We start from the raw sequence: 14,418 nt of genomic DNA, 5'->3' as shown, positions 1-14,418 counted from the left end.
GTTCGAATAGATGGTTTAGAAGGAAATAATAAAATAAACCGAAAATCCACTGAAGGATTTTCGGCTTATAACAAGTTACATTAATGGTTAAAGTCAAAATTCAATGTAGGCAGAAATTAGAATTTACGCTTACGTGCAGCTTCTGATTTCTTTTTACGTTTTACACTTGGCTTTTCATAAAACTCGCGCTTTCTTACCTCTTGTATTGTACCACTCTTGGATACAGTACGTTTGAAGCGGCGAAGAGCGTCTTCAAGTGATTCATTTTTGCGAACGACTGTCTTAGTCATATCTCTTGTCCCTCCCTCCGAGCACACTTCGAGCATAGCAGTATGCTATGTACTATAAAATTATATCGTAAAAAGTACAGTAGGTCAATAAAAAACTATTAGAATATTAATCCAATATTTTGTAGTCGATCAAAAAGCCTTCAATAATCAGCCGAAGATTGAAGCCCTTGTACAATGGCGACACCCGAACTGGCACCGATTCTTGTAGCACCTGCTTCTACCATTTTATCGACATCTGCCAAACTGCGGACACCACCTGATGCTTTTACACCGATTTCTGGTCCCACGACAGAACGCATTAATTTCACATCTTCTGGAGTGGCTCCACCTGTTGAAAACCCTGTAGATGTTTTGACGAAGTCCGCACCGGCTAAGACTGCTAATTCACAAGCTGTACGTTTTTGCACGTCATTTAATAAAGATGTTTCAATAATCACTTTGACAATTGCTTTACCTTTTGCTTCTTTTACTACTCCTTCGATGTCTTGTTGGACTTGATCGAGTAGACCGCTATGCAACGCACCGATATTTAGCACCATATCGATTTCCCTTGCACCGTTTTCAATAGCATTTTTCGTTTCAAACACTTTGACATCAGTCGTACTTGCGCCTAATGGGAAGCCGATTACTGTACATACTTTTACAGCGGTTCCTTGTAACGCTTCAGCAGCAGTACGAACCCATGCCGGATTGATACAAACAGAAGCAAAAGTGTGGGATTTAGCCTCTTCACACAGTTTTAACACTTGTTCTTTTGTTGCATCTGCCTTTAGCAACGTATGATCGATGTAAGCAGCATAATTAGTAGTCAATGAAAGCGCTCCTTTTTACGTTCTTTTCTCTTAGTATAGCAAAGCTTGTATTTTGTTGCACGAAAAGGCTGTCTGAACAGTAGCATGTAATTTATTTTGACCGTTCATTTGGAAGATGGCGCTTCAATAACTAAGTGATGATGGAGATAGTGGGGACTTTTCACCATAAGCAAACCAGGCACAGAAAAACAAATAGTTTTTCTGTGCCTGGTTATATTAGGGGTTTATCGGACAACTGCTGATCAAATCAGAATTTTTTCGTCTTCTAGTATGCGCACAGGTTGGCCTTCGTTATAAGGATACCCTGCCTTTGTGAGTTTTACTCGAACGATTTGACCTACCATCGATTCATCTGCTGGCAAGACCACTTTCAAATAGTTGTCTGTATAGCCTTCGTATAGATTTTTTTCCGGGTTCAGCTTGTACCGTTCTTCCGGAATCACTTCTAATACTTCGCCCTCAAAACGAGCAGCATAGTCTTTCGCTAGCTGATCGTTTAATGTAATCAACCGATGGACGCGTTCATTTTTAATACTTTCATCGATTTGGTCTTCCATGCGCGCTGCTGGTGTACCCGTTCTCTTGGAATAAGGGAATACGTGCAGTTCAGAAAATTTATGATCACGGATAAAATTATACGTCTCCATAAACTCTTCTTCTGTTTCACCCGGGAAGCCGACGATTACGTCAGATGTAATCGCTAAATCTGGTAGTGCTTCATTTAGACGAGTTAAACGCTCTGAGAAAAATTCCATCGTATATTTACGACGCATCCGCTTCAATACCGTATTTGAACCGGATTGAATAGGAATATGTAAATGACGGACAATAATTTCGGATTCACGTAATACGTCAATCACTTCATCTGTTAGTTGACTCGCTTCGATTGAACTAATACGCAGACGTTTCAAGCCTTTCACTTGGCTTTCCAAATCACGTAGTAACTGGGCTAAGTTGCAATCTTTCAAGTCTTCACCGTAGCCGCCCGTGTGAATGCCAGTTAGAACGATTTCCAAATAACCCGCATCCACTAATTGTTGCGCTTGGTGGATGACTTCTTGTGGATCTCGGGAGCGCATTAAGCCGCGAGCCCATGGAATGATGCAAAATGTGCAGAAGTTATTGCATCCTTCTTGAATTTTTAAAGACGCACGCGTACGGTCTGTGAAGGAAGGAACATCCAGCTCTTCATAGACGCGATTTTTCATAATATTGCGTACAGCATTGATCGGCTGACGCTCTTCACGAAATTGCTCAATCAATCCAAGCAATTTTGTACGGTCTTGTGTGCCTACGACAATATCCACACCAGGTATTGCCATAATTTCAGCGGGGGATGTCTGCGCGTAGCAACCTGTTACACAAATGACTGCATCTGGATTTTTTCGAATCGCACGCCGAATCACTTGTCGGCTCTTTTTATCTCCCGTGTTCGTTACAGTACATGTATTAATCACATAAACATCGGAATTTTCATCAAACTCTACTCTCTCGTAGCCTGCATCTTGAAACAGTTGCCAAATTGCTTCCGTTTCATAATGATTTACTTTGCAGCCTAATGTATGAAAAGCAACTGAAGACATAAGCTGCTCACCTCTTTCATTCGAATTCATAAGACATAGCGGACAATGTATACAAAGGAGCTGTTTCTGTACGTAGGATTCTTGGACCTAAGGACATCGGCAGAAAACCTGCTTCTTCCAACAAGACAGCTTCTTCCCTTGCCAGTCCTCCTTCTGAACCAAAGACAACAACTATCGATTGTCCATGATACACGTTTTTCAATCGGTCTGCAATCTTATGTGGATGATTGCTTTTCGCGTCTTCTTCATCTGCGAATAATTTCACATCGAACGTGTCAGCGTAAGTAATCAATTGTTTCACTGATTGTACTGGAAGAATTTCCGGTATTTCATTGCGATGACATTGTTCAGCTGCTTCTTTTGCTATTTTTTGCAGACGTTCTATACGTTTATCACTCTTTTTGGCATCCCATTTCACAATGGATCGGCTAGTCGTTAAAGGTATGAGACGTTTCATACCGAGTTCCGTTCCTTTTTGCGTGATCAAGTCGAGTTTATCTCCTTTAGGCAACCCGCAAACGAGCGTCACATCTACCGGCATTTCCGTTTGTTGAGTCAATTCTTGTTGTCTTGAAACAATTACTTGATCTGCCAAAATTTCTTCTATAGTTGAGATGAAAGCGACCTTATCGTGGACAATCAATAGCTGTTGCCCAGGAGTCATGCGCATTACTTTGACGATATGTTTGCTGTCGTCCCCACTGATCACAGCGCGGCCATGCTCGTCAAAAGACTGATCAATAAAATAACGTTGCATACTTATTCACTACCTTTACGGGCAATAATCGCAACCCAGTCTTCCATTAATACTGTCTCCACAATTTCAAATCCGTGAGATAGTAAATTATTACGTACTTCATCACGTTTTTGACCGATGATCCCGGATGTGATGAACAATCCGCCTGGTTTCACTATATCATAAGCATCTTTTGAGAATGACATAATAATATCAGCCAAAATATTTGCGATGATCAAGTCGGGTTGTTTTTCAATCGCATCGAGTAAATTCGCTTGTAAGACTGTAATCCGATCTTCTACGTGATTGTATTGAACGTTTTCCTGCGCTGCGCGAACCGCCACTTCGTCCAGATCAAGAGCTGTAATTTGCTTTGCACCAAGTAAAGCTGCACCGATTGCTAGAACACCTGAACCTGTTCCCACGTCGACTACAGTTTGATCAGGTTGTAAGTACTTTTCCAATGCCTGCAAACATAAGACAGTCGTAGGATGTGTCCCCGTTCCGAATGCCATGCCTGGATCCAATTCAATGAGTAACTCATCTGTTTCGACAGGTGTATAGTCTTCCCACGTAGGGACGATTGTAAAGCGTTTAGAGATTTTCACCGGATGGTAATATTGTTTCCACGAATTTTCCCAGTCCTGCTCATCGACTTCTGTGATACCGATTGTAAAGCGGCCCGGATCCAAAGAAAATTCCCGTAATCCTTCAATTTCGAGTTCTAGCTCTTGTACAGTTTCGTTAATGAAACTATTTACCGGCAAATACGCTTTAATAATGACCCCTTCACTTGGAAAGTCGTCTTTATCCAAGGCATAGAGCTCACCGTACACATTAACCCGCTCTTTATCTGGCTCTTCGGAATCTTCAATAACGACTCCGCTCGCTCCTGCCTCATGCAATATATTTGCTACTGCTTCAGTCGCTTCATGTGTCGTGTGGACGGAAACTTCAGACCATTTCACAGTTGTTCAATCCCTTCATTCGCCTTTAAATGTGCGTTTGATTTTATCGAAGAACGAGCTTGAATACTCATCCGGTGATTCACCTTCAATTGAAGCGAATTCACGCAATAACTCTTTTTGTTTTTCTGTCATTTTCTTTGGTGTCGCCACTCGCACAATTACGTGCTGATCACCTACGCCATGACCATGAACGTTAGGAACTCCTTTTCCGCGCAGACGGAAATTAGTACCGTTCTGTGTACCTGCCGGGATTTTCAGCTTCACTTTGCCATGTACAGTCGGAACTTCTAATTCATCTCCAAGTGCGGCTTGCGGGAATGTTAAGGTAAGCTCCAAAATAATGTCGTCTTCTTCACGAATAAATCGATTATGTGGACGGACATTAAAGACAATGTATAGATCTCCTGGAGGTCCACCATTAATACCAGCTTCCCCTTGGCCACCTACTCGCAAACGTTGACCTTGATCTACTCCAGCAGGAATACTTACTTTAATCACTTTATTTTTCGTTACGCGGCCTTTCCCATGACAGGTCGGACATTTTTCAGGAATAATTTTACCTGTTCCTTGACAAGTTGAACATGTTCTGCGGTTCACTACTTGACCGAACGGCGTATTTTGCGTGACTGAAACTTCACCTGCTCCATTACATGTCGTACATGTTTTGACACTCGTACCTTTTTTCGCACCTGTTCCATCACATGTTGTACACTCTTCTTCACGCGGAATTTCAATTTCAGTTTCTTTCCCGAAAATGGCATCCATGAAGTCTACAGTCATCGTATATTGAAGGTCGTTTCCTTTTTGAGGGGCATTCGGATCTCTTCTTCTACCGCTGCCGCCAAAGAACGTACTGAAAATATCTTCAAAACCGAAACCTTCTCCACCACCGCCGCCAAATCCGCCGAACCCTTGTGAAGGACCTGCATGACCGTATTGGTCATATTCTGCACGTTTATTTTCATCACTTAACACTTCAAAAGCTTCTGTCACTTCTTTAAACTTCACTTCAGCGTCTTCCGCTTTGTTCAAGTCTGGATGATACTGTTTTGATAATTTTCGATACGCTTTACGAATTTCTTCCTTTGTAGCGGATTTAGAAACTCCTAGCACATCATAATAATCTCTTTTACTCATTTACTGCACCCCTCATCGCATTTTACCTGTCGTTCATTGTACCATGTTCAACAGACTTTTGTTATGTTAACGAACGAAAAAGTCAAAGCCGGAATTCGGACTTTGACTTTTCCGTCAATAGCTATTTCAATTCAATTACTTTTGGTCTTTATCGTCTACTTCTTCAAAGTCAGCATCGACTACGCCATCGTCTTCTGGATTTGCATCGCCTTGTGCTGCTTGCGCTTCTGCAGCTGCCTGCTCATACAATTTCACAGAAAGCGCCTGAACTAACCCATCAAGCTTTTCTTTCTTTTCGCGAATTTGCTCAAGTTCACCAGATTCATTCGCTGCTTTTAATTCTTCAAGTGCAGTTTCTGCTTCTTTTACTTCAGCTTCGTCCACTTTACCTTCTAGATCTTTAAGTGTCTTTTCTGCCATGAACACTAACTGATCCGCTTCGTTGCGTAACTCTGCTTCTTCTTTGCGTTTCTTGTCTTCTTCTGCATGAGCTTCCGCATCTTTGACCATTTGATCAATTTCTTCGTCAGAAAGACCTGAACTAGATTGGATCGTAATATTTTGTTCTTTTTGTGTACCTAGATCTTTCGCTTTAACATTTACGATACCGTTTTTATCGATATCAAATGTTACTTCGATTTGCGGAACGCCACGTGGTGCTGGTGGAATATCCGTTAATTGGAAACGACCTAATGTTTTGTTATCTGTAGCCATTGGACGTTCCCCTTGAAGCACATGAATATCTACAGCCGGCTGGTTATCTGCCGCTGTCGAGAATACTTGTGACTTACTTGTAGGGATTGTTGTGTTACGGTCAATTAGTTTTGTGAAAACAGAACCCATTGTTTCAATACCTAAAGAAAGCGGAGTTACGTCTAATAGTACAACGTCTTTTACATCTCCTGTAAGGATAGAACCTTGAACTGCTGCACCCATAGCTACTACTTCGTCCGGGTTAACACCTTTAAACGGCTCTTTGCCTGTTGCTTTTTTGATCGCTTCTTGAACAGCTGGAATACGTGTAGATCCACCTACAAGGATGACACGATCAATATCAGATGGAGAAAGGTCTGCATCTTTAAGTGCTTGACGTGTAGGAACCATAGAACGCTCTACAAGGTCAGCAGTTAACTCATCGAACTTCCCGCGAGTTAATGTAATTTCCATATGAAGCGGACCAGCATCTCCTGCAGTGATGAACGGAAGTGAAATTTGTGTAGATGTAACACCTGACAAATCTTTTTTCGCTTTTTCAGCTGCATCTTTCAGGCGTTGCATTGCCATTTTATCTTTTGACAAATCAATTGAATTTTCTTTGCGGAATTCTTGTACTAAGTAATCCATAATGATGTCGTCAAAGTCGTCTCCACCAAGTTTGTTATCTCCTGCAGTTGCACGTACTTGGAATACACCGTCACCAAGTTCTAAGATCGATACGTCAAACGTACCGCCACCTAAGTCATAGACAAGAATGGTTTGATCTTCTTCTGTTTTATCCAAACCGTATGCAAGAGCTGCTGCTGTCGGCTCGTTAATAATACGCTCAACTTCCAGTCCTGCGATTGTTCCAGCATCTTTTGTTGCTTGACGTTGCGCATCGTTAAAGTATGCCGGTACTGTTACTACTGCTTTTGTTACTTTTTCGCCTAAATACTCTTCTGCATAACCTTTCATGTATTGTAAGATCATTGCAGAAACTTCTTGCGGAGAATACTCCTTACCGTCAACTTCTACTTTGAAGTCTGTACCCATATGTCTTTTCACAGACATAATCGTATTAGGGTTTGTAATAGATTGACGCTTAGCCACTTCCCCTACTTGACGCTCACCATTTTTAAAAGCAACGACAGATGGTGATGTACGATTACCTTCCGGGTTAGGAATTACTTTTGCTTCTCCGCCTTCATATACTGCTACTACTGAGTTTGTTGTACCTAAGTCAATACCAATAATTTTACTCATGTTTAATTTTCCTCCTAAATTATCTATCCATTAGATTAGTTATTCGTTAGTTATTCGTTTACTTTGACCATCGATGGCCGTAGTACACGATCTTTCAGTTTATACCCTTTTTGCAGTTCTTCTAACACAATACCTGACTCTTTTTCTTCATCATGATCAGTCATTACTGCTTGATGGAAGTTCGGATCGAATTCTTGATCGAGTGCTGGAATTTCTTCTAGACCTTCTGATTTCAAAGCCTCTATTAATGAACGATACACCATATCCATACCCGTTAGCATAGATTTCGTCTCGGCTTCTTTTGCCTCTACAGCAAGAGCACGTTCGAAGTTATCAAGGACCGGTAAAATATTCACCATTACGTTTTGCGCACGATATGTTTGCAATGCTTGGTAATCGAGAGAAGCTCTTCGCTTAACATTTTCCATATCAGCCAAGACACGAAGTCTCTTGCCCTCTTCCTCTTCAAGAGCTTTCGTTAGTTCATCTATTTTTTTTGCTTGTTCATCTTCTACAGTGACTTCTTCAACCTCTTCCGGCTGTTCAGTCGTATCAGTCACTTCATCTTCTGAAGTATTTTCGTTTACCTCAAGTTCTTGTTCGTTACACTCTTCTTTTTCGTTCACGTGTCTTGCCTCCTGTCTGTATCTTGTCCGATCGTCATTCGACTGAGTGCTGTGGATAAATCATTGCTTAAAATGTCAAGCAACGTAATTACCCTAGCATAATCCATCCGTTTCGGACCAATAATTGCAATGGAACCTTCCATATTCCCTCCTGCAGAGTACGAGGAAGTAATCACACTATAATCTTCCATATTAATTACTTTGTTCTCAGAACCGATTCGGACTTGGATACCTTGTCCGTTTTTCTGAAAAAGATCCATCGCAGGATTGCCTTTTTCAATCAATTCAAAGAATGACTTCATTTTTTGGAAATCATGAAATTCAGGTTGTTTCCACATATTCAACTTTCCGCCGAAGTATAGGCGTTCTTCAGGTTCTACAGCGATTGCTTGCTGCAGTGAACTGAATAGCTGTTCAGCTTGATGAATATGTTGCTCAAACACATGCTTTGCTTCTTGTAATAACTTTTGCTGCAACTGGACGAGCGAGGTGCCTATTAGGCGTTCGTTTAAAATATTGACCGTCTTCTCGATTTCCGAAGCAGTGAAACCTGGTGGAACATCGAATATTCTATTTTCCACATGACCATTATCTGTTACGATAATCGCGACTGCTCGCTGTTGATCTAAAGGTACAATGGAAAATTTTTTGACGGCATGCGTAGATGTGTCAGGTCCGAGCAGAATCGATGTGTAATTCGTCAACTCCGATAAAATCGTTGCAGATTTACGTATTAGCTCTTCCGACTCCCCTACCTTTTCCTGAAACAGTGTACGCAGTTGCATACTGTCTTCAAGAGCTAACGCTTGTGGTTGCAATAAATGATCCACGAAAAACCGATAGCCTTTTTCAGAAGGTACTCTTCCAGATGATGTGTGAGTCTTTTCTAAATAACCCATATCTTCCAGATCCGCCATGTCATTCCGAATCGTAGCCGAACTAAATGGCGCTTCCGGCTTCTTTGACAGCTGTCTGGAACCTACAGGTTGTGCAGACTCGACAAAATCTTTCACTGTCAATTGTAGTATGAGCAATTGTCTGTTTGTCAACATGATCATCACTCCTGTTAGCACTCATTAACCGCGAGTGCTAATACTACTCATAATTTATCAAATTCTGTTTTAGCTGTCAACGATTCGAACTCAAAGTTATAATAAAAATTGTTCAAAAACATAATTTCCTTGAAAAACGCCTTTTCGAGTTAGACGGAGATGGTCATCTGTTACTTCCAGCAGACCTTGCTGTTGCAAGTTTTCAATAGGTTTTCCGAAAATATCTTCTACTGGTGATGCAAATTTTTGTTTAAACGTTTCAATGGAAACCCCTTCCAGTTTACGCAAGCCTAAAAACATTTCTTCTTCCATTGATTCAGCACGTGTCACGGTATGTGTTTCTTTTATCGGTAACCGACCGCTCTCTAACTGATCAATATAATGTCTAAGCGGTCCAACATTTGCGTAACGTTGTGTTCCTAGATATCCATGCGCACCTGCACCAATTCCTGCATACTGTGCGTTCTCCCAATAAATCAAATTATGAAATGAAGGATAGTCCGGCATTGCGAAATTACTAATTTCATATTGTATGCGATTCGCCGCATTCATGCGGTCAATCACCATAGCGAACATTTCTGCTTCTACATCTACACCAGGCAGTGGCAGTTTCCCTTTTGCCATTCGATTATAGAAAACGGTTTTCGGTTCCACGATTAATGAATACGCGGAGTAATGCGGCAGATTTAGTGCGAGTGCACGATCAATAGTTTCTTCCCATTCTTTCACAGTTTGTGTCGGCAGGGCGTACATTAAATCTATACTAATATTTTCAAATCCGACGGCTCGTGCAGTAGAGATGACGCGCTCCACATCATCGTTTGAATGGGTTCTGCCGATTTGATGCAATAACCGGTCATTAAATGACTGCACTCCGATGGAAAGCCGGTTGACGCCTTTTTCTTTTAATACCGTCAATTGACCTTCTGATAAATCGTCAGGATTGGCTTCTGTAGTAAACTCACGCAATGTCGGCACGTCAATATACTGCGCGATAATCGTCAATAAACGATCCAATTGCGCTATATCTAACGCAGTCGGTGTACCGCCGCCCAGAAAAACAGTTTCCACTTCTTCGAATGAGTGGCCTGCTTCTTGCATAAATTGAAATTCTTTCCCGATGGATTCAATGTATTGATCGACCGGTTGATTTTTCAAAAACACTTTATTGAAATCACAGTAATGACAAATTTGCTGGCAAAACGGTATATGGATATACACTCCCCGCATGCTGTCACTTCCTTTTACTTAAGTATGTAAACGGCAAAAAGAGGGCGCATGTGCCCTCTTTTTCCGCTTATTAATCTTCATCCATCTTCAAAACAGCCATGAATGCCTCTTGTGGCACTTCTACCGAACCGACTTGCTTCATCTTTTTCTTACCTTCTTTTTGCTTTTCGAGTAATTTACGTTTACGAGAAATATCTCCACCGTAACATTTCGCTAAGACGTTCTTCCCCATCGACTTAATCGTAGAGCGAGCTACAATCTTTTGTCCAATAGCTGCTTGAACAGGCACTTCGAATTGTTGTCTCGGAATTAGCGATTTTAACTTCTCTACAATTGCTTTCCCACGCTCATAGCTGAAGTCGCTATGAACAATGAAGCTAAGCGCATCGACCGTTTCACCATTTAATAAAATATCCATTTTGACTAATTTCGAACGTTTATAGCCGATTAACTCGTAGTCAAGAGAAGCATATCCTTTTGTACTTGATTTTAATTGATCGAAAAAGTCATAGACAATTTCAGCTAACGGTAATTCATAAATGACGTTGACACGTGTACTGTCCATGTAGTCCATCGTTTTGAAATCGCCGCGCTTATGTTGACATAGCTCCATTACCGCACCAACATAATCATTTGGCACCATGATGGAAGCTTTGACGTAAGGCTCCTCTACATAATCAACTTTTTGAGCAGTAGGCATCATAGAAGGATTATCAACATTCATCGATGAGCCGTCTGTTAAATTCACTTTATAAATAACACTTGGTGCTGTAGTGATCAAATCAATTTTAAATTCACGTTCGATTCGCTCTTGGATGATTTCCATATGCAATAGGCCGAGGAAACCACAGCGGTAACCAAATCCGAGAGCTTGTGATGTTTCCGCTTCGTACTCTAAAGCAGAGTCATTCAACTCCAGCTTCTCAAGTGCTTCACGTAAATCATTGTATTTTGACGTATCAATTGGATACAATCCGCAGAACACCATCGGATTCATCCGGCGATAACCCGGCAACGCTTCTGCAGCTGGATCATTTACAAGTGTAATAGTATCCCCTACACGTGTATCCCCTACATTTTTAATAGAAGCAGATAAGAATCCAACGTCTCCTACCGTCAATTCTTCACGTGGTGAAATGATTGGAGTAAAGACACCCGTCTCCAGTACTTCAAATTCTTTGCCTGTTGCCATCATACGGATTTTATCTCCAGGCTTAACTTTACCTTCCACAATACGAATATTTACTATTACACCTTTATATTGATCATAGTGTGAATCAAATATTAATGCTTTTAACGGTGCATCCGGATCGCCTTCAGGTGCAGGTACCTTTTCAACAATTTGTTCTAAAATTTCTTCGATTCCAATGCCCGCTTTTGCAGAAGCAAGCACTGCTTCGGAAGCGTCTAGGCCGATCACGTCTTCAATTTCTTGTTTTACTTTATCAGGATCTGCAGCCGGCAAGTCAATTTTGTTAATGACCGGCAAAATTTCCAAATCATTATCCAATGCTAAATAAACGTTAGCTAATGTTTGGGCTTCGATTCCTTGTGCAGCGTCTACTACGAGAATCGCTCCTTCACAAGCAGCTAAACTTCGTGACACTTCATACGTAAAATCGACGTGTCCTGGTGTATCGATTAAGTGAAACGTATATTCTTCACCATTTTTCGCATGGTATGTTAACTGAACGGCATTCAATTTAATCGTAATGCCACGTTCGCGCTCCAAGTCCATTGAGTCCAATGTTTGTGATTTCAAATTACGTTTACTTACAGTTTCAGTTTGTTCCAAAATACGATCCGCCAACGTCGATTTCCCGTGATCGATATGGGCGATAATCGAAAAGTTTCGGATATTTTTCTGTCTTGCTGTTCTTTGCTCTTGATTCATCCATGTTCACTCCTACACATACGTACCTATTTAAGCTACTTGAATTATAGCAGTGAACTGTACAGACTTCAATATCTGAGCGGTTATTGCACGAGCAGTAGCGAAGAAATAGATTCGCCAAGGACCGAAAGTGAGTGATTCAGTTCCACTTCTGTATTTCCGACACCGCCAAGTTCCAGTAAAATCATACTCGTATCCAAATCCTGATTGTACTTTCCGTCTACCCCGCGACCACCTTTAATAATAATTTCGCGTGTAATGCCGGGAACTCTTTTTTCCAGTTCGTTCTTCAATTGTTTTGCTTTCGTTAAATTTTTGTCGTAATACGGGTGCTCTCTGCCGATAACGAATGCAACCTTAGCATAGCGTTGACCGCCGTGTGTAATCGTTGTTTTCGCTGGCCCTAATGAATCTCTATGCAAATCAATGACTAAATCATATCGTTCATTACGTACCTTTTCTTCTACATATGGACGTATTGCGCCATACGATCGATGGTACGGTATTTTCTTTTGTTGCATAATTTTGACGATATCCAACTCTAATTGTTCTGCTGTAATTCCTTGGACAAGTAAATGATCTTTCAGTTTAGCCCCGACTTTCAAAATATTTTCTGAATGATGGGAAGCAGCGACTTTACCATGCACCGCTTTCGTGATGGGTTCATAAGCTTCATGAGAGTGGGTAGAATAAATTAATACACGTCCCTCTGCTTTAGGTTTTATATCCTCTTCTAACACATTGGATGCATACACAATCATGCTTGGTTCTTTTAAAGAGAAAGGGGATGGATGAGTCGATTGCTTCGGTAGAAACTGCAGGACAACTGGGAAGATGAATAAAACGAAAATAATGCTTAGCCAAATTTGCAAGGTTTTTTTCATATTGATCCCTCCATCTTCCACTCTATGCAGAAGAAAATGGGTCAATGACTAGTTTAATTTTTTACTTGATGAATCCATTCGACTAAGGATGTTGACAATGCGGAAGCGTAGTTCGCAACCCACGAATCAATTTCCTTAGGTGAAATAAATGTAGCTAGTTCTTGCGCTGTTAACACCTCCTCAAATAGTTGAACACGCTCTTCATGCGTCCAGGAAGACCAATCGCCAAATATAGGAGCCAGTGATGTGCGATTTGCGTCTGATTTCAGATGTTGTGGAAAACGTCCTGTAGCTAATTTTGATGAGGGCATATCGGCTTCTTCAATTTTTGCTGCAATGTATCCAAACATCGTATCGATTGCATCTGCTACCAAAACCGGGCCATCCACAACCGTCGGAACACCGATCGCCAGTACTGGAATGTGCAAGCTTTTTTCCGACAATTCTTTACGGCTGTTCCCTACACCTGATCCTGGATGAATACCCGTATCCGTCAATTGAATAGTCCGGCAAAGACGCGAACTACTTCTAGCCGCGAGTGCATCTACAACAATTAACACGTCTGGCTTCGCTTGGTCAACGATGGCCTTAACGAATGACGCTGTTTCTAAACCCGTCTGTATCGTCACACCAGGCGCATAAACAATAATGTCACTTTCATCTGCTTCATAGTACTCCGGTATTACTTCTTTCACATAATCCATTGTCAACGGACCGACTGCATCAGGTGTGATATCGCGGTTGCCCAGCCCGACTAATAAGATTTTCTTCGCCTGTTGAGGAAGCTTTTCTTTTAGCAATAACGACATTTTCTCTACAACTACTGTACATACTTTTTCTATTTCATCTATTTCGTGAACAGCTAGTGTCGGAACGGTTAGCGTAATATATGTTCCTTTCGCTTTGCCGATCTCTTCTTCTCCTTCCGCATGTACTTTCACTGTTGTAGCTTTAATTCGACCGATCGTTTGCTCTTCCACGTCGATACCAGACATATTCTTTAGTTTTTTCTCTTCCCGAGCGGATTGGTGCTTTACAAATTCATCACTTTCATCAATCAAATCGGTTCGGTAGTAATTAATTTCGCCCATTGAATTCACCTCTATCCAATAGTTTGTACCAAAACCTTTCCTTTATTCGCAGGAATTCAGCTGTAAAGTCTAAAAGCTTTACCTTTTTTTCTTGCATTATCCCGATAGCTTTGTTAAAATTATGCTTGTTGTAAAGAGATGTCCGGATGATTG

13 protein-coding genes are annotated in these 14,418 nt (G+C 41.2%); all 13 read right to left on the bottom strand.

Going from position 1 to position 14,418, the window contains the following annotated elements:
* Positions 1-116: 116 nt before the first annotated feature.
* On the bottom strand, positions 117-290 hold the full coding sequence (gene rpsU, locus DV702_RS04020) for a 30S ribosomal protein S21 (protein WP_009496905.1): 174 nt from the start codon (positions 288-290) through the stop codon (positions 117-119).
* A gap of 140 nt (positions 291-430) precedes the next feature.
* Positions 431-1,102 (bottom strand): deoxyribose-phosphate aldolase, encoded by a 672-nt coding sequence (gene deoC, locus DV702_RS04015; RefSeq protein WP_114923585.1) that lies wholly within the window; start codon positions 1,100-1,102, stop codon positions 431-433.
* Positions 1,103-1,344: 242 nt separating this feature from the next.
* Positions 1,345-2,685: a tRNA (N(6)-L-threonylcarbamoyladenosine(37)-C(2))-methylthiotransferase MtaB gene (mtaB, locus tag DV702_RS04010; protein ID WP_114923584.1), complete on the bottom strand. Its 1,341-nt coding sequence runs from the start codon at positions 2,683-2,685 to the stop codon at positions 1,345-1,347.
* Positions 2,686-2,701: 16 nt separating this feature from the next.
* Positions 2,702-3,442: a 16S rRNA (uracil(1498)-N(3))-methyltransferase gene (locus tag DV702_RS04005; protein WP_114923583.1), complete on the bottom strand. Its 741-nt coding sequence runs from the start codon at positions 3,440-3,442 to the stop codon at positions 2,702-2,704.
* Between the two features lie 2 nt (positions 3,443-3,444).
* Positions 3,445-4,389 (bottom strand): 50S ribosomal protein L11 methyltransferase, encoded by a 945-nt coding sequence (gene prmA / locus DV702_RS04000; protein ID WP_114923582.1) that lies wholly within the window; start codon positions 4,387-4,389, stop codon positions 3,445-3,447.
* Positions 4,390-4,404: 15 nt separating this feature from the next.
* Positions 4,405-5,526, bottom strand: a complete 1,122-nt coding sequence (gene dnaJ / locus DV702_RS03995; RefSeq protein WP_114923581.1) for a molecular chaperone DnaJ — start codon at positions 5,524-5,526, stop codon at positions 4,405-4,407.
* Between the two features lie 135 nt (positions 5,527-5,661).
* Positions 5,662-7,488: a molecular chaperone DnaK gene (gene dnaK / locus DV702_RS03990; RefSeq protein ID WP_114923580.1), complete on the bottom strand. Its 1,827-nt coding sequence runs from the start codon at positions 7,486-7,488 to the stop codon at positions 5,662-5,664.
* A gap of 50 nt (positions 7,489-7,538) precedes the next feature.
* Positions 7,539-8,114 (bottom strand): nucleotide exchange factor GrpE, encoded by a 576-nt coding sequence (grpE, locus tag DV702_RS03985; RefSeq protein WP_114923579.1) that lies wholly within the window; start codon positions 8,112-8,114, stop codon positions 7,539-7,541.
* Positions 8,111-9,166, bottom strand: a complete 1,056-nt coding sequence (hrcA, locus tag DV702_RS03980; RefSeq protein ID WP_114923578.1) for a heat-inducible transcriptional repressor HrcA — start codon at positions 9,164-9,166, stop codon at positions 8,111-8,113. The genes grpE and hrcA overlap by 4 nt, the downstream gene beginning before the upstream one ends.
* A 96-nt stretch (positions 9,167-9,262) precedes the next feature.
* A complete protein-coding gene (gene hemW, locus DV702_RS03975; protein ID WP_114923577.1) occupies positions 9,263-10,396 on the bottom strand; it encodes a radical SAM family heme chaperone HemW in 1,134 nt (377 codons plus the stop codon).
* Positions 10,397-10,466: 70 nt separating this feature from the next.
* Positions 10,467-12,290 (bottom strand): translation elongation factor 4, encoded by a 1,824-nt coding sequence (gene lepA, locus DV702_RS03970; RefSeq protein WP_114923576.1) that lies wholly within the window; start codon positions 12,288-12,290, stop codon positions 10,467-10,469.
* A gap of 83 nt (positions 12,291-12,373) precedes the next feature.
* A complete protein-coding gene (spoIIP, locus tag DV702_RS03965) occupies positions 12,374-13,174 on the bottom strand; it encodes a stage II sporulation protein P (RefSeq protein ID WP_240315678.1) in 801 nt (266 codons plus the stop codon).
* Between the two features lie 53 nt (positions 13,175-13,227).
* Complete coding sequence (gene gpr / locus DV702_RS03960) at positions 13,228-14,265, bottom strand: GPR endopeptidase (RefSeq protein ID WP_114923575.1); 1,038 nt, start codon at positions 14,263-14,265, stop codon at positions 13,228-13,230.
* Positions 14,266-14,418 lie beyond the last annotated feature (153 nt).

Source organism: Sporosarcina sp. PTS2304, from assembly GCF_003351785.1.
GTDB lineage: Bacteria > Bacillota > Bacilli > Bacillales_A > Planococcaceae > Sporosarcina.
Note: the sequence above shows the minus strand (reverse complement) of the source record. Positions and strands in the feature narration are given on the sequence as shown.